15 protein-coding genes are annotated in these 15,261 nt (G+C 68.5%); 11 read left to right on the top strand and 4 right to left on the bottom strand.

From position 1 onward, the window contains the following. Window positions 1–9: 9 nt before the first annotated feature. Window positions 10–1,563: an AMP-binding protein gene (locus tag BBJ41_RS30900; protein ID WP_069749957.1), complete on the bottom strand. Its 1,554-nt coding sequence runs from the start codon at window positions 1,561–1,563 to the stop codon at window positions 10–12. Between the two features lie 101 nt (window positions 1,564–1,664). Between BBJ41_RS30900 and BBJ41_RS30895 the strand changes: the two genes are divergently transcribed. The 3 genes from BBJ41_RS30895 (at window position 1,665) to BBJ41_RS30885 (ending at window position 5,199) form a co-directional block, all read left to right on the top strand. Continuing rightward, window positions 1,665–2,555 (top strand): LysR family transcriptional regulator, encoded by an 891-nt coding sequence (locus BBJ41_RS30895; protein ID WP_069749956.1) that lies wholly within the window; start codon window positions 1,665–1,667, stop codon window positions 2,553–2,555. A gap of 150 nt (window positions 2,556–2,705) precedes the next feature. Further along, window positions 2,706–4,043, top strand: a complete 1,338-nt coding sequence (locus tag BBJ41_RS30890; RefSeq protein ID WP_069749955.1) for an MFS transporter — start codon at window positions 2,706–2,708, stop codon at window positions 4,041–4,043. A 181-nt stretch (window positions 4,044–4,224) separates the two neighbouring features. Further along, window positions 4,225–5,199 (top strand): PDR/VanB family oxidoreductase, encoded by a 975-nt coding sequence (locus tag BBJ41_RS30885; RefSeq protein ID WP_069749954.1) that lies wholly within the window; start codon window positions 4,225–4,227, stop codon window positions 5,197–5,199. Window positions 5,200–5,241: 42 nt separating this feature from the next. On the opposite strand, the gene BBJ41_RS30880 is transcribed toward BBJ41_RS30885, so the two are convergent. Beyond that, on the bottom strand, window positions 5,242–6,162 hold the full coding sequence (locus tag BBJ41_RS30880) for a LysR family transcriptional regulator (RefSeq protein WP_069750452.1): 921 nt from the start codon (window positions 6,160–6,162) through the stop codon (window positions 5,242–5,244). Window positions 6,163–6,300: 138 nt separating this feature from the next. On the opposite strand from BBJ41_RS30880, the gene BBJ41_RS30875 reads away from it, so the two are divergent. The 3 genes from BBJ41_RS30875 (at window position 6,301) to BBJ41_RS30865 (ending at window position 8,536) form a co-directional block, all read left to right on the top strand. Continuing rightward, window positions 6,301–7,584, top strand: a complete 1,284-nt coding sequence (locus BBJ41_RS30875; RefSeq protein WP_069749953.1) for an aromatic ring-hydroxylating oxygenase subunit alpha — start codon at window positions 6,301–6,303, stop codon at window positions 7,582–7,584. Then, the gene (locus tag BBJ41_RS30870) at window positions 7,581–8,084 is read left to right on the top strand and encodes an aromatic-ring-hydroxylating dioxygenase subunit beta (RefSeq protein WP_069749952.1); all 504 of its coding nucleotides are present in this window, start codon (window positions 7,581–7,583) and stop codon (window positions 8,082–8,084) included. Before BBJ41_RS30875 ends, BBJ41_RS30870 begins: the two co-directional genes overlap by 4 nt. 65 nt (window positions 8,085–8,149) lie before the next feature. Beyond that, on the top strand, window positions 8,150–8,536 hold the full coding sequence (locus BBJ41_RS30865) for a tautomerase family protein (protein WP_069749951.1): 387 nt from the start codon (window positions 8,150–8,152) through the stop codon (window positions 8,534–8,536). A gap of 59 nt (window positions 8,537–8,595) precedes the next feature. Here BBJ41_RS30865 and BBJ41_RS30860 read toward each other — a convergent pair whose 3' ends face one another. Further along, window positions 8,596–10,149 carry a sensor histidine kinase gene (locus BBJ41_RS30860; protein ID WP_069749950.1) on the bottom strand — a complete coding sequence of 518 codons (1,554 nt, stop codon included), beginning with the start codon at window positions 10,147–10,149 and terminating at the stop codon, window positions 8,596–8,598. Between the two features lie 174 nt (window positions 10,150–10,323). On the opposite strand from BBJ41_RS30860, the gene BBJ41_RS30855 reads away from it, so the two are divergent. From BBJ41_RS30855 to BBJ41_RS30835, 5 genes are all read left to right on the top strand, one after another. After that, the gene (locus tag BBJ41_RS30855; protein ID WP_069749949.1) at window positions 10,324–11,517 is read left to right on the top strand and encodes an acyl-CoA dehydrogenase family protein; all 1,194 of its coding nucleotides are present in this window, start codon (window positions 10,324–10,326) and stop codon (window positions 11,515–11,517) included. 104 nt (window positions 11,518–11,621) lie between these two features. Beyond that, the gene (locus BBJ41_RS30850) at window positions 11,622–11,999 is read left to right on the top strand and encodes a hypothetical protein (RefSeq protein WP_069749948.1); all 378 of its coding nucleotides are present in this window, start codon (window positions 11,622–11,624) and stop codon (window positions 11,997–11,999) included. An 8-nt stretch (window positions 12,000–12,007) separates the two neighbouring features. Next, entirely contained in the window at window positions 12,008–12,529 is a 522-nt protein-coding gene (locus BBJ41_RS30845) for a nuclear transport factor 2 family protein (RefSeq protein WP_069749947.1), read from the top strand. A gap of 30 nt (window positions 12,530–12,559) precedes the next feature. Further along, entirely contained in the window at window positions 12,560–13,684 is a 1,125-nt protein-coding gene (locus BBJ41_RS30840) for an amidase (protein WP_069749946.1), read from the top strand. A 59-nt stretch (window positions 13,685–13,743) separates the two neighbouring features. Beyond that, complete coding sequence (locus BBJ41_RS30835) at window positions 13,744–14,487, top strand: SDR family NAD(P)-dependent oxidoreductase (RefSeq protein ID WP_069749945.1); 744 nt, start codon at window positions 13,744–13,746, stop codon at window positions 14,485–14,487. Between the two features lie 66 nt (window positions 14,488–14,553). Here the strand turns inward: BBJ41_RS30835 and BBJ41_RS30830 are convergent, their stop codons facing one another. Then, the gene (locus BBJ41_RS30830; RefSeq protein ID WP_069749944.1) at window positions 14,554–15,186 is read right to left on the bottom strand and encodes a response regulator transcription factor; all 633 of its coding nucleotides are present in this window, start codon (window positions 15,184–15,186) and stop codon (window positions 14,554–14,556) included. Window positions 15,187–15,261 lie beyond the last annotated feature (75 nt).

Below are 15,261 nucleotides of genomic sequence, written 5' to 3'. Positions count from 1 at the left end.
GTGTCTCCTTCAGTTGACGCGGCGCGCGACGCCGTGCCAGTACTGCTCGCGTACGAGCTTGCGGGCGATCTTGCCGCTGGCGTTCTTCGGCAGCTCCGCGACGAAATCGACGGAGCGCGGCAGCTTGTAGTCGGCGAGCAGCGCGCGGCAGTGCGCGACGAGATCGGCCGCCTGAGCGTCGCGGCCGGGCTTCAGCACGACGATGGCCTTCACGGCCTCGCCCCACTTTTCATCGGGCACGCCGACAACGCACGCCTCGAGCACGTCCGCGTGCCGATAAAGCGTCGCCTCGACTTCCGTCGGGTACACATTGAAGCCGCCCGAAATGATCATGTCGTTCTTGCGGTCGACGAGGTAGATGAAGCCTTCGTCGTCGGTGCGCGCGAGATCGCCCGTATGCAGCCAGCCGTCGACCAGTACTTCACGCGTCAGCTCCGGCGCATTCCAGTAACCCTGGAACACGTCCGCGCCGCGAATCACGATCTCGCCGATCGCATCGCGTTCGACTTCGCGACCGGTCGCGTCGACGACGCGCACTTCCGTTTCGCCGAGCGGCCGGCCGCACGACGCGAGCCGCGCATGATCGGACAGCAACGCGTGCGCGTGATCGGCGATGCCGAGGCGCGTGACGCCCGACGTCGATTCGCTCGCGCCATAGCCCTGCGACAGCACCGGGCCGATGCGCGACCACGCCTCCTCGATACGCGCGGGCGCCATCGGCGCCGCGCCGTAGCCCAGCACCTTCAGACTGCGCAGGTCGGCGTGCCCGAGGTCAGGCTCGTTCAGCACCATGTTGATCATCGCCGGCACCATGAACGCGTGCGTGATGCGCAACCGCGCCACTTCGGCGAGGAAATGCGCGGGCTCGAACGCATCGAACAGCACGAGCGTCGCGCCGCAGAACAGGTACGGCTGCATCAGCATCCCCGACGCGTGCGTGATCGGCCCGATCAGCGCGAGCCGGTCGCCGGGCTGCGCGTGGCGGTCCATCCCCAGCACGATCTTGCGCAGCGACGCAAGCCGGTTGCCGTAGCTCTGCATCGCGGCCTTGATGCGCCCCGTCGAGCCCGACGAAAAATGCAGCACCGCGAGATCGTCGGCCGTCGGCGCGTAGTCGGGCATCGTGCCGCTGCCCTGCGCGAGCAGCGTTGCGTAGTCGAGGTAGCCGTCGGTCACGCCGTCGATCGATACGAATCGCTCCACCGACGCGAAGCCCGGTGAATCCGGCGAGTAATGCGCATAGCCGCGGCCGCCGATGAACGCGACGGGCGTGCAGTTGCCGACGACGTCGGCCGCCTCGGCCGCGGTGAAACGCGGGTTCAGCGCGGCCTTGACGAGGCCGGCCTTGTACAGCGCGCATTCGATCTCGACGAGCTCGATGCTGTTGCGCGCCTGCACGGCAATCCGCGCACCGGGCATGAAACCCAGCCCGCGCAGCGCATTGGCGAGGCGCGTCGAACGCTCGTCGAGCTGACGGTAGGTGACGGCGCGGTCGCGATGCAGCACGGCGGGCTGGTCGCCCCAGTAACGGGCCGCGCGCCGCAGGAAGTAGGCGAAGCTCAAGCGAATTCTCCTGGTCGAACGATGCCGCCAGTCTGTAAGATGCATGGGCATCACCACAATGCATCACCGGCTATAAAGCCATAACTCTCAGGAATCCCCTGATGGATACGCGCGATCTGGAATACCTGCTGGCCGTCGAGCGGCACGGCAGCATCGGCAAGGCCGCCGACGCGCTGGGCCTGTCGCAGCCGGCGCTGACCAAAGCCGTGCAGCGGCTGGAGACGCAGGTCGGCGTGACCTTGTTCGAACGCACCGCGAGCGGCATGACGCCGACGCAGGCCGGCGCGCGGTTCGTCGCGCGCGCGCAGCGGATCGCGCTCGAATTCGACGATGCGATGCAGGAGATGCGCGCGATCCAGGGCGGCGAGCAAGGCGTCGTGCGGATCGGCTACTCGCCGACCGTGCCGACCGCGCTCGTGCTCGGCGCATGCCGGCAACTGATCACCGAACGACCGGCCGCGAAACTGCGGCTGCGCTGCCGGCTCGCGCGCGACCTGCTCGACCTGCTCGCGGCCGGCGAACTCGACCTCGTCGTGGCGCCCGCGCCGCCGCAAGCGGACGCGACGCTCGCGCTCGTCGAACTGTTTCGTGATCGCCTGTCGGTGCTCGCCGACGACGCGCATCCGCTGCAGCGCAAGCGCGGCCTGACGCTCGCCGATCTCGTCGGCCAGGAATGGCTGCTGCCCGAAACGACGCTGCCCGTGCGGCGCCAGATCGACGACGCGTTTCGCGCGCGCGGCCTGCCCGGCCCGCGCCTGCGTGTCGAAACGGATTTCGGCAGCACGGCGCTGCTGCACCTGCTGCGCGGCACGCCGCTGCTGTGCGTCGGCGGGACCGAGGCGCTCGATCAGTTGAACGGATTGCGTGCGCTCGACCTGCTGCCCGGCGAACTCGATCTGGGGCGGCGCATCGCCGCGATGCATCGGGCGGGTGCGTACCTGCCGCCGCTGGTGCAGCGGATCGTCGCACTCCTTCAGGCGCGCGTGAAATAGCCGCGCGCTCATCGCACCATCATTTGCGGGAGTGATGACACTCCCTTTTTTCTGCGGATTTGACCGGGGCCAGCGACGGCGGCAAAACTAGCCCGCAGTGCCGCACCTGTCTCGAGACGGCACGCGCCCGCCTCCCCTTCAGAGTCCGCCATGTACCCGACCGACACCGTGCAATCCCCGAGCGCCGCCCGGCCGCTCGCCGACCGGCAACTGCGCCGGATCGTCATCGCCTCCGTCGCCGGCAACGCGATGGAGTGGTACGACTTTTTCGTGTACGGCACAGCCGCCGCGCTCGTGTTCGGCCACGTGTTCTTTCCGCCCGGCGCGTCGCCGCTCGCGGGCAGCCTAGCCGCATTCGCGGCCTTCGCGCTCGGCTTCGTCGCGCGGCCGCTCGGCGGGATCGTGTTCGGCCACGTCGGCGACCGCTACGGGCGCAAGGCGTCGCTCGTATGGACGCTGCTGATCATGGGTGCATCGACCTTCGCGATCGGCCTGCTGCCGACCTACGCGCAGGCCGGCATCTGGGCGCCGGCCGCGCTCGTTGCACTGCGCCTGCTGCAAGGCGTCGCGTCCGGCGGCGAATGGGGCGGCGGCGTGCTGATGATCAGCGAGAACGCGCCGCCCGAACAGCGCGGCTGCTACGCGGCGTGGAGCCAGCTCGGCGTGGGCGGCGGCTTCGTGCTGTCGTCCGCCGCGTTTCTCGCCGCGCAGGCGCTGCCGGACGATGCGTTCCGCGCGTGGGGCTGGCGGCTGCCGTTCCTCGCGAGCATCCTCATCTTCGCGATCGGCATCTATATCCGCCGCCATCTGCCGGAAAGCCGCGACTTCGAGCAGGCCGGCAAGCGCGGGCAGCACACGCACTTGCCGATCGTCGAATGCATCCGCCGCCACCCGAAGGAAATCCTGCTCGCGATGGGGCTGCGCGTGGCCGAGAACGGCGGCGCATACATCTTCCTCGCGTTCTCGCTCGTCTACGGCAAATATGTCGGTATCCCGAACGGCGTGATGCTCACCGGCGTGATGATCGCGATGATCGTCGAGATGGGCGCGATGCTCGCGTGGGGCCGGCTGTCCGACCGGATCGGCCGCAAGCCCGTGTACCTGATCGGCGCGTTGAGCCTCGTCGCGTGCGCGTTCCCGTTCTTCTGGCTGCTCGACACGCGCGTGACGCCGCTCGTGTGGCTCGCGCTCACGGTCGGCACGGCCGTCAGTCACGGCGCGATGATCGGCACGCTGCCCGCGCTCGTCGGCGAGCTGTTCAGCACCGAGGTGCGTTATTCGGGCGTCGCGCTCGGGCATGAAGTCGCATCGATCTTCGCGGGCGGGATGTCGCCGCTGATCGCGACCGCGTTGCTCGCGCGCTATCACGCGTCATGGCCGGTGTCGCTGTTCCTCGTCGCGCTCGGGCTCGTGACGGTCGCGACGCTGTGCGTGATGCGCGAGACGCGTGTCGCGCCTGAGAACGTCGGGCGCGGCGACGCGGGATGACGGTGCTGCCGGCACGATCGCCGTGTGCCGACCACAAGCGGTCTACCTGGAATTATCCATGCGACTGATTAAGGAATCGTTTTTTTATCGATTTGATTTATGCGATGCCCGTCCCTATTCTCGATCGCATGATGGCGCGGTGCCCGCCGCGCTGCTGTCCTCTTACCCCACGGAATTTCCCATGCAAGCGAACCGCCACCAGGTCCGGATCGACGCGCTGATCGACGCGGCGCAGGACATCCGCTGTTTCCGGGTTTCGCGCGTCGACGGCCAGCCGTTCGACGCGTACGAACCGGGCGCCCATATCGACGTCACCGCGCCGTCCGGCATCACGCGGCAATACTCGTTGTGCGGCAACCCCGACGAGCGCGGCAGCTACCTGTTCGCGGTGAAGAAGGAAGCGCAGTCGCGCGGCGGCTCGCGCTCGCTGCACGACGACGTGACAATCGGCGCCGAGCTGTCGATCGGCGCGCCGCGCAACCTGTTTCGTCTGACGGATGACGCAAGCGAGCACGTGCTGATCGCAGCCGGCATCGGCATCACGCCGCTGCTGTCGATGGCGTATGCGCTGCACCGGCGCGGCGCGCGCTACCGATTGCATTACTTCGCGCGCAGCCGCGAACATGCGGCGTTCGTCGACGAGTTGTCGGCCGAGCCGTTTGCGTCGCACGTGACGTTTCATTTCGGCATCGAGCCCGATGCGCTCGCGGTTGAACTCGGCCGGTGCGTCGAGTCGATCGATACGCACGCGCATGTCTATACATGCGGCCCGGCACCGTTCATGGACGCGGTCGTCGCGGCAGCCGCGACGCGCATTCCCGACGATTCGATCCATCTCGAGCGCTTCGCCGCGGAACCGGCCGTTGCCGATGCAGGCACCGGCGCAGCCGACGGCTTCGAAGTGCGTCTGCAACGCAGCGGGCAATCGGTGCGCGTCACGCCCGACACGTCGATCGTCGACGCGCTCGCGCGCATCGGCATCGAGGTCGATACGTCATGCGGCGAAGGTGTGTGCGGCACCTGCATGGTGCCGGTCGTCGATGGCGAGCCCGATCATCGCGATCACTGCCTGAGCAAAGCCGAACGCGCGAGCAACACGGTGATCTGCTGCTGCGTGTCGCGTGCGCGCTCGGCGGTGCTCGTCCTCGATCTCTGAAGCATCCGACGCGCGCGGCGCGAGCCGCGCGCATTCCGCCCGTCACGCGTCGTCGAAACGCTCGACGATCTCGGCCAGCAGCGCGCGCATCCACGCGTTGCCCTCGTCCTCGTGGAAGTGCTCGTGCCAGTGCATCGTCACCGGCGCGGGCGGCAGCGTGACGGGCAGCTCGTAGAGGCGAAACGCGTTGTCGCGGTTCAGGATCTGCGCGAGGCGCTTCGGCAGCGTCGCATACAGATCGGTGACCGACAGCACGCTCGGCAGCGCGACGAAGTGCGGCACTTCGAGCGCAATGTTGCGGCCCACGCCCTGCGCGCGCAACGCATCGTCGAGCGCGTGGTGGCTGTGCTCGACCGATTTCACGTTGACGTGCGCGGCGCGCACGAACTGCTCGAGACTCAGCGCGGCGCCGGCCGGCAACCCGCGCCGGCGGCCCATCATGCACACGTAGGTTTCCTCGAACAGCACCTGGTGACGCGTGCGCGGCATCAATTCCGGCAGGTTGCCGATCGCGAAATCCAGCCGGCTCGCGCGCAGCGCTTCCTCGATCTCCTCCACCGGCATCGGCTGCACGCTCAGCGTCACGCGCGGCGCGCGCTCGCGCAGCACTTTGCAGATCGCCGGCAGGTACGCCATCTCGCCCGCATCCGACAGCGACAGCCGGAACGTGCGCGTGCTGGTGGCCGGATCGAAGCGCTCCGCATAGCGCAGCGCCACGCGCACCATGTCGAGCGCCTTGCCGACGATGCTCGCGAGTTCGAGCGCGACGGGCGTCGGCTGCATGCCCGAGCGCGTGCGCACGAACAGCGGATCGTCGAACAGCGTGCGCAGCCGGCCGAGCGAGTAACTGACGGCCGGCTGCGACAGCGCGAGCCGCTCGCCGGCTTTCGTCAGGCTGCGTTCCTCGACGATCGCCTGGAACACGCGCAACAGGTTCAGATCGAGATGATCGACCGACGTCATCGTTGCCTCCATTATTTGCCGCATTTATTGACCCGCCAATTTTAGATCAATTTGACGGATAGTTAGCGGAAGACGAGACTGGGCATTCGATACCGCGCCCCGCGCGGCCCGATTTCGCGACGCCTTCCCCACACGACGATGAGCGACATTCCCTACCAGACGATCGACACCCGCGCGTTGCACGACTTCGCGCAGCCCGACCGCATCGCGCCCGCGATGTATCACGATCCCGCGCTGTTCGAAGCCGAGCTCGACCGCATCTTCTACCGCACCTGGATCTGGGTCGCGCACGAGAGCGAGCTGCCGAAACCGGGCGACTTCATCACGACGACGATCGGCCGTCAGCCGGTGATCGTCGTGCGCGACAAGACCGGTGAGATCAACGTGCTGCAGAACCGCTGCCGCCATCGCGGCGCGACCGTGTGCGAATCGCACAAGGGCAACGCGAAGGGCTTCACGTGCCCGTATCACAGCTGGTCGTACGCGCTCGACGGCACGCTGCGCGCGCTGCCGTACGGCGACGGCTACGAAGGCGTGTGCGAGAAAGGCGACCTGCCGCTCGTGAAGCTGCGTGTCGGCGTGTACCAGGGGCTGATCTTCGCGAGCTTCAACGACGACATCGAACCGCTCGAGGATTTCCTCGGCGGCGCGAAGCCGTGGATCGACCTGTTCATGAAGCAGGGCGCCGGCTACCCGATCAAGGCGAACGGCGAGCACAAGTTCAAGTTCAAGGGCAACTGGAAGATCCAGCTCGAGAACACCACCGACCTCTATCACTTCCCGGTCGTGCACAAGTCGTGGATGAAGTCGATCGACGACGAGACGGCCGCCGCGATCACGAGCTTCATGACGAGCGAGGACGCGTTCTGCCGCGGGCTCGGCAACGGCCACAGCCTCGCGGTCTTGATGCCCGAGCTGATCGACCTCGACGAAGACGACGGCGCGCCGCTGCCCGAGCGCTTCGCGCCGCTCGCCGCGAAACTCGCCGAACGCCACGCACCGGACGAAGTGCGTCGCATCGTGCGCTCGCTGATGGGCGTCGGCTTCAACCTGAACCTGTTCCCGAACCTCGCGCTGTCGATGGCGTTCTTCCGCGTGCTGCGGCCGATCTCCGCGCAAGAAACCGAGATCCGCCACGTCGCGCTCGCGATGGACGGCGGCCCCGACGAAGCGAACCGCGAGCGGCTGCGCATCCATGAGCACTTCCAGGGCCCGTTCGGTTTCGGCAGCCCCGACGACGCGGAAGCATGGGAGCGCGTGCAGCGCGGCGCGCATGCGGGCCCCGACGTGCCGATCCTGGTGAACCGCGGGCTGAACCGCGAGACGACCGCCGCGAACGGCGAGAAGACCGCGCATGCGACCGACGAAACGGGCATGCGCGAGGCTTACCAGCAATGGCGCAAGATGATGGAGCAAGCATGATGGACGACCGCAACGCCCTTTTCTCGCAGCAGACCTTCGCCCATGCGGTCGAATTCGTGTGGCGCGAAGCCGAGATGCTGGACCGCCGCGACTATCGCGCGTGGCTCGACCTGTGGGACCCGGCCGGCCACTACGTGGTGCCGATCGATCCCGATGCGACCGATTTCGCCGCCACGCTGAACTACGTGTTCGACGACCACGACATGCGCGAAAAGCGCGTGCAGCGGATGCTGTCCGGCTATTCGGCATCGGCGTCCGACGCAGCGCGCACGGTACGCACCGTGTCGCGCTTCACGCTGGAGAGCGGCAGCGCCGAGACCGTCGAGCTGAAATCCGCGCAGGTCGTCGTCGCGTACAAGCGCGGCGTCGCGACGCTGTTCGCGGCCGACGTCACGCACCGGCTGCACGTCGATGCCGAAGGCGAGATGCGAATCGTCGAGAAAGTCGTGCGCCTGATCGACTCGACCGAAGCGCTCAGCGCGATCGGCTTCCTGCTGTAAGCCGTGGCCGGTTCGTCGCTGCAAGTGCAACGGTGAACCGGCAACCTTCACCTTTCCGGATCGCCATGCCCACACTCGAAGTTTTCCTGCCAGCCGGCCACGACGACGCACGCAAGGCCGAACTGATCGCGCGGCTGACCGGCGCGACCGTCGACGCGATCGGCGCGCCGATCGAATCCGTGCGCGTGCTGCTCACCGAATTGCCCGCGACGCACATCGGCCTCGGCGGACGCAGCGCCGCGGACGGCGCGCCGCCGTCGCTGCCCGTGATCGTCGCGATCCTGATCGCCGGGCGCACCGATGCGCAGAAACGCGCGCTGATCGCCGCGCTGTCCGATGCCGGCGCGAACGTGCTCGACGCGCCGTTGCAGACGACGCGCGTGATCATCAAGGACATTCCGAACACCGACTTCGGCATCGGCGGCCAGACCGCGCGGGCGCTGGGGCGCTGACGATGCGTCGGGCGTCGATACGTCGGGCGTCGATGCGCCGCTGCGATACGACGAAGCCGCTATGCGTGCTGGCCGGCGAGCGGCAGCGTCACGCGGCAGTCGAGGCCGCCGCCACTAGCCGGGCTCGCGCCGATCCGGCCGCCGTGGCGCGTCACGATGCTCTTGCACAGCGACAGCCCGATGCCGTTGCCGCCGGCCTTCGACGACGAGAAGCCGTCGAACAGTCTGTCGTGTGCGCCTTCCTCGATACCCGGCCCGTTGTCGATCGCGCGCAGCTCCGCGTACCCATCCACGTTCGCGGTGCCGAGCGTCAGCGTGCGCGGCACGCGCTCGCAACTGGCGAACGCCTCGATCGCATTGAACGCGAGATTCAGGATCACCTGCCCGATCAATACGCGCTCGCAGCGGATCGGCAGCGGCGCATCGGCCTGCACGATCGCGACCGTCACGCCGGCTTCCTTCGCGCGCAGCTCGATGAAATACGCGACGTCGGCAAGGATGTCGCGCAAGTCGGCAAGCGCGACGGCCGGCTCGCGCTTCACGATGAACTCGCGCACGCTCTTGATGATCAGCGCCGCATGCTCGGCCTGGCGATCCGCGCTGCGCAGGCCCCAGATCGCGTCGTCCACGTTGCCGCGCCCGTTCAGCCGCTGCACCGCGCCCTCGATGAAGTTGCGCACGGCCGCGAGCGGCTGGCTCAGCTCGTGCGCGATCACGGTCGCCATCTCGCCCATCGCGTTGTAGCGGCCTGCGTATTCGAGCATCCGCGCTTCGGCGCGCCGCGCGTCCTCGATCGCGACTTCGTCGCTGACGTCGCGGAACTGCACGAGCAGCCCGTCGAGATCGCCTTCGATCTCGACCTGCCGGCACGTGATGCGCAACCAGCACGTCGAGCCGTCGCGCCGCACGATCCGGTAGCGCTGCGGCTCGGACGGGCATGTAGACGGCGCATCGCGCAACTGCGCGACGAGCCGGTCGCGATCGGCCTCGGTGCAGTAGTCGAGCACTTCGCCGAGCGCTTCGTCGGGCGCGAGCCCGAGCACGCGGCGCCCCGACTCGCTGATGAACTGCGCGCCGCCGTGCGGCGTGACGACCGCGACGCCTTCGTCGAGATCCTGCATGAACTCGCGCAGCCGCGCCTCGTAGCGGCGCAGTTGCTGGCGAATCGCTTCCTCCGCGCTGATGTCGCGAAACTGCACCATCACGACATCGCGCCCGTGCAACGGCACGTAGGTGGCGATCGCTTCCGACAGCATGTCGACGCCGGTGCGCGACCGGTAGCACCACTCGTACACCTGCGGCCCGTCGGTCATCGCGCGATCCATCGCGCCGACACCGATCTCGCGCCGGTACTTCGGCTCGGGGCGCGTCATGTCCCGCGCCTTCAGCGGCAGCAGCTCCTCGACGGAAAAACCGAGCGCGATGCACGCGGCGCGATTGGCCCACACGATCGCTTTCGTGTGCGCGTCGTGCAGCAGCACGCAGGTCGTCAGCGCGTCGAGCAGCCGGTGGAAATCGTCTTCGTCGGGAAAACTCATGATCGGATTCGGATGAAGGCGCGCGGCGTCGCGCGGCCGGATGACCAACATAGCACCGGCGCGCGCAGCCCGCATCTGAAGATTTCTTTAGTGCGGCACGGAGCGTTACCAGTCGCGCGGTCCAACGCACCAATTGCTGCGTGTTTTCGGCGTTTCTAGACTGGTTGCATCGTCGTGCTTCGCATTGAAAAACCGCACAGCACGCATGCCGCCCCGCAATCGAACCCCAATCCGCCCCAGGAGACAGCCATGCTCAACGCCGCCCTCGCCCTCGATCCCGCACCGACTTCGCCGCCCGTGGCGGGCGACCCGGCCGGGCGGCTGTCGCCGCTCGACGCCGTGATCGAAACCGTCGCCGCACGTCGCGACGAATTCGACCGCCTGTCGCACGTGCCGCGCGACGTGATCGCGCTGTTCAGGCAGGCCGGCATCTATCGCGCGGGCACGCCGCGTCGCTTCGGCGGTGATGCACTCGCGCCGACCGCGTTCCTCGACATGATCGAGCGGATCGCGACCGCCGACGGTTCGGCCGCGTGGGTCGCGAGCTTCGGCTCCGCGAACGTCTATCTCGCCGCGCTGCCGCTCGAAACCCAGGCCGAGCTGTACGCGAGCGGCCCCGACCAGGTGTTCGCGGGCGGCTTGTTCCCGGTGCAGCCCGCACAAGCCGCAGCGGGCGGCTGGCGCGTGAACGGCACGTGGAAATTCGCGAGCGGCTGCAAGGGTGCCGACTGGCTCGGCGTCGGCATCGCCGTGCCGGGCGCGCAGGACGCCGCGCCGAACAAGCCGCGCACGGCCGTGTTCCGCGCGGCCGACGTCGAGATCGTCGAGAACTGGAACGTGGTCGGCATGCAGGGCACCGGCAGTCACGACCTGCGCGTGAACGACCGTTTCGTGCCCGAAGCATGGACCTTCGTGCGCGGCGGCGAGCCGACCGTCGACGAGCCGCTGTACCGCTATCCGACCGTCGCATACGCGGCGCAGGTGCTGGCCGTCGTCAACCTCGGCCTCGGCCGCGCGGCGCTCGACGTCGCGAACCGCATGTCGGGCGGGCGCCAGACGACGACCGGTGCGCCGCGCCTCGCCGATCGCGCGTATTTCCGCATCGAGCTCGCAAAGGCGGAAGCGCAGCTTCGCTCGGCGCGCGCGTTCTTCTACGACGCGACCGACACGGTCTGGCAATCGATCCTCGCGGGCAACCCCGTGACGCCCGACCAGGTCAGCCTGCTGCGTCTCGCGGCCACGCATATCGCACGCGAGGGTGCGAGCGTCGTCGAACGCGCGTACCGCCTCGGCGGCACGGCGGCGATCTACCGGTCACATCCGTTGCAGCGGCTACTGCGCGACGCGATGGTCGTCACGCAGCATGCGTTTCTCGCCGAAGGCAATTTCGACGGCGCCGGCGCGGTGTTCACCGGCGTCACGCCGTTTCCCGGCTATCTGTAACCTGCGCCGAGCGGCGCCGCTTTTTTAAACGCGCATGAAGCCGATGCCGAAGTGCCCTCGCCGGCCCGCTCGTGCGCCTGACCGATTCCTCTGGAGAACCTGAAATGTCCGATTCGAATCCGCTGCCGTTGCGCGTGCTGTTCTGCTGCGGCGTGTCGCAAAACTTCTTCGACCTGCCGCGCGAGAAGATCGGCGAAGTGTGGCAGGCGTACGGTGCGATGCTCGCCGCCGTCGAAGCGATGCCGGGCGTGCGCGTGCTCGGCGTGATGGACGACGATCGCCTCGTGGTCGGCCAGGCCGACGGCGCGCCGTGGACGTTCTACATCATGGCCGACGTCGCCGATTTCGATACGACCGTCGCCGTATGCAACCTCTATCGCACGACGCCCGTCGGCGAATACAACCTGTGGCGCTACGGCAAGATCGAGGCGCGGGTCGGCCGCGCGCTGACCGTGCCGCCGACCGCGCGCCCCGCGTCGTGAGGCGCGCGATGCCCGACCTGTCACCCGGCCTGATCGACGCGCTCGCGCAGCGCGTGGCGACGCTCGAAGCCGAGCGCGCGGTGCGCGCGACGATCACGCGCTACATGGCGCTGTGCGACGTACCCGAGGATGCCGGCGACGGCCCGGGGCTCGCTGGCCTTTTCACGGCCGACGCCGTGTGGGAAGGCATCGGCCCGCAGTACGCGCACAAGTTCGGCCGCCTCGAAGGCACGGCCGCGATCGTCGCGATGCTGCATCGTTATCTGCCGCCCGATCCACACTTCTCGGCGAACCTGCATTTCCTGACGTCGGAATCGATCGACGTCGACGACGATCGCACGCGCGCGCGCGGCCGCTGGATCATGCTGCAGGCGTCGCGCTACGCGGACGGCACGGCCGAGCTGATCGCCGCGCGGCTGACCGTCGATTTCGCGCCGGCCGCCGACCGCCCGGCATGGCTGATCCGTCACTTCCGCACCGAGCGCGTGCTCGACGGCCCGTGGCCGCTCGCCGCCGCGCCCCGGGCCTGACACTCTCACCGCTTCTTTACGATACCGACCATGACAGGCTTCATCGATACCTTCACGCTCGGCGGGCCGGGCCCGACGATCGCGATCAAGGACACGATCGACATCGCGGGCCATCCGACCCGCGCGGCGAGCCGCGCGCTCGCCGACGCACCGCCCGCCGCGCAGCACGCTGAGGTGGTCCGCCTGCTGCTCGACGCCGGCTGGCAGATCGCCGGCAAGGCGAACATGCACGAACTCGCGTTCGGCATGACCGGCATCAACGAATACACAGGCACGCCCGTCAATCCGCAGGACGCATCGCGCATTCCGGGCGGCTCGTCGAGCGGCTCGGCGTCGCTCGTCGGTATCGGTGCCGTCGACACGGCGCTCGGCACCGATACCGGCGGCTCGGTTCGCGGGCCGGCCGCGTGTTGCGGCGTGTTCGGGCTGAAGCCGACGTTCGGCCGCGTGTCGCGGCGCGGCGTCGCGCCGGCCGAATCCACGCTCGATTGCGTCGGCCCGTTCGCACGCGATATGCGTACGCTCGCCGCCGTGATGGCCGCGATCGCGCCCGGCTTCGATCGCGCGCTCGCGACGGCGCCAGTAGCAGACTGCACCGTTGCGCAAGTCGTCGTCGATGCCGATCCGGCGATCACTGCCGCGCTCGATGCAGCGATACACGCGGCAGGCCTGCGCTCGCACGCGATCGCGCTCGACGAAATGCCGGCTGCGTTCGCCGCGGGGCTCACCGTGATCAATGCGGAGACGTCGCGCGCATTCGGCCATCTCGTCGCAACGGGCAAGCTCGGCGCCGATCTCGATGCGCGGCTGCGCGCGGCCGCGACGACGACGCCTGCCGCACTCGCGGAAGCGGAAGCCGTCCGCGCGCGTTTCACCGCGCAGGTCGATGCGGCGCTCGAACACGCGGACGTGCTCATCCTGCCGACACTCCCCGCGCTGCCGATCACGCTCGACGACGCGCGCAACGGCGTATCGGTGATCGCGATGTCGTCGCTGATCCGGCCGTTCAATCTGAGCGGCCATCCGGCGCTCAGCGTGCCGCTGCCGCTGGCCGCATCGCCACTGAAGGCCGGGCTGCAAATCGTCGGGCGCAAAGGTGCGGACGAACGCGTATGCGCGATCGCCGCGCATATCGAAGCGGCGCTCGCCACATGAACCACGACGCGCGCGCCGCTTCCACCGGCGCGCGTTCGCGAACCAGGGAATCACACACCATGTCAGACCGAGTCGTCATCGTCACCGGCGCCGCGCGCGGATTGGGCGCCGTGATCGCCGAACGCTTTCATGCGGCCGGCTATCGCGTCGCGCTGGCCGACATCGCCGCCGACGCCATCCATGCGCATGCACGCGAACTCGACCCCGGCGGCGAACGCGCGATCGCGCTGCCGCTCGACGTCACGTCGAAACGCGATTTCGAAGCCGCGCGCGATGCGCTCGTCGCGCGCTGGGGCGCGATCGACGTGCTCGTCAACAACGCGGGCGCGTCGAAGGTCGTCCCCGCGATGGAGATCACAGCCGAGCAGTTCGATCAGGTGATCGACGTGAACCTGCGCAGCGTGCTGTTCGGCTGCCAGGTGTTCGGCCAGTATTTTGCGACGCGCGGCGCGGGCCGCATCGTCAACATCGCGTCGCTCGCCGGGCAGAACGGCGGCTCGGCGACGGGCGCGCACTATGCGGCCGCGAAAGGCGGCACGTTGACGCTGACCAAGGTGTTCGCGCGCGATCTCGCCGCGCAGGGCGTGACCGTCAACGCGATCTCGCCGGGCCCGCTCGATCTGCCGATCGTGTATGAAAGCGTCGCGCCGGAAAAGCTGCGACAGGTGCTCGCGAGCCTGCCGGGCGGCAAGCTCGGGTCGGCCGGTTTCGTGGCGGACGCCGCCGTGCTGCTCGCGTCGGGCGACGCGCATTTCGCGAACGGCGCGTGCTGGGACATCAACGGCGGGTTGTACATGCGCTGAACGACGGCACGCATCGACTGCGCGGTGTCGACCGGTGCCGCGCGCGGGACACGCGCCTGAGGATCGCTAGCGCGACGACTCCCCGTCGTCGCCCCACACGACCATCACGTCGCGCACGAGCGCGGCGATCGACGTCGCGCCGAGCTTCTCCTTGATGCTCGCGCGATGCACGTCGACGGTCTTCACGCTGATCGACAGGTCCGATGCGATCTGCTTGCTGCCCTTGCCGTCGACCACGCCGCGCAGCACTTCCTTCTCGCGCGCGGTCAGCGCATCGAGCCGCTGGCGCAGCTCGCGGTGACGCTGATCGACCGCATGCCGTTGCTGCGCGAGCCGCAGCGCGCGTTGCACGCGCTCGAGCATCTGCTGCGAGTTGTACGGCTTCTCGACGAAATCGATCGCGCCGTTCTGCAGCGCGCGCACCGACATCGGAATGTCGCCGTGCCCGCTGACGAAGATCACCGGCAGCGTCGCGCCGCGCGCATTCAGCTCGGCCTGCACGTCGAAGCCGCTTTTCTCCGGCATCCGCACGTCGAGCACCAGGCACGCGGGCAGGTTCACGTCGAAGCGCGCGAGAAAGTCGGCTGCGTTCGCGAACCCTTCGGACACGATGCCGACCGATTCGAGCAACCACGCGAGCGACGTGCGCATCCCGCTGTCGTCGTCGACGATGTATACGATCGGTGCGGGTGACGTCATCGGGGGTGTCTCGTTCAATATCGGTATGGGTATCGCACGCGCCGCGCGAGGGGCCGGTTGCCGGCTCGGGGCGCG

Origin of the sequence: Burkholderia stabilis (assembly GCF_001742165.1) — a bacterium.
In the GTDB taxonomy this organism is placed as follows: Bacteria; Pseudomonadota; Gammaproteobacteria; order Burkholderiales; family Burkholderiaceae; genus Burkholderia; species Burkholderia stabilis.
This window is presented reverse-complemented; position numbering and strand designations above follow the sequence as displayed.

Bases quoted from the DNA above. Each gene is read 5' to 3' on its own strand.
- BBJ41_RS30855 (WP_069749949.1), top strand. From the start codon at position 10,324: ATGCTCAACGCCGCCCTCGCCCTCGATCCCGCACCGACTTCGCCGCCC.
- BBJ41_RS30845 (WP_069749947.1), top strand. From the start codon at position 12,008: ATGCCCGACCTGTCACCCGGCCTGATCGACGCGCTCGCGCAGCGCGTG.
- BBJ41_RS30875 (WP_069749953.1), top strand. From the start codon at position 6,301: ATGAGCGACATTCCCTACCAGACGATCGACACCCGCGCGTTGCACGAC.
- BBJ41_RS30880 (WP_069750452.1), bottom strand. From the start codon at position 6,162: ATGACGTCGGTCGATCATCTCGATCTGAACCTGTTGCGCGTGTTCCAG.
- BBJ41_RS30850 (WP_069749948.1), top strand. From the start codon at position 11,622: ATGTCCGATTCGAATCCGCTGCCGTTGCGCGTGCTGTTCTGCTGCGGC.
- BBJ41_RS30870 (WP_069749952.1), top strand. From the start codon at position 7,581: ATGATGGACGACCGCAACGCCCTTTTCTCGCAGCAGACCTTCGCCCAT.
- BBJ41_RS30840 (WP_069749946.1), top strand. From the start codon at position 12,560: ATGACAGGCTTCATCGATACCTTCACGCTCGGCGGGCCGGGCCCGACG.
- BBJ41_RS30890 (WP_069749955.1), top strand. From the start codon at position 2,706: ATGTACCCGACCGACACCGTGCAATCCCCGAGCGCCGCCCGGCCGCTC.
- BBJ41_RS30830 (WP_069749944.1), bottom strand. From the start codon at position 15,186: ATGACGTCACCCGCACCGATCGTATACATCGTCGACGACGACAGCGGG.
- BBJ41_RS30895 (WP_069749956.1), top strand. From the start codon at position 1,665: ATGGATACGCGCGATCTGGAATACCTGCTGGCCGTCGAGCGGCACGGC.
- BBJ41_RS30865 (WP_069749951.1), top strand. From the start codon at position 8,150: ATGCCCACACTCGAAGTTTTCCTGCCAGCCGGCCACGACGACGCACGC.
- BBJ41_RS30860 (WP_069749950.1), bottom strand. From the start codon at position 10,149: ATGCGGGCTGCGCGCGCCGGTGCTATGTTGGTCATCCGGCCGCGCGAC.
- BBJ41_RS30885 (WP_069749954.1), top strand. From the start codon at position 4,225: ATGCAAGCGAACCGCCACCAGGTCCGGATCGACGCGCTGATCGACGCG.
- BBJ41_RS30835 (WP_069749945.1), top strand. From the start codon at position 13,744: ATGTCAGACCGAGTCGTCATCGTCACCGGCGCCGCGCGCGGATTGGGC.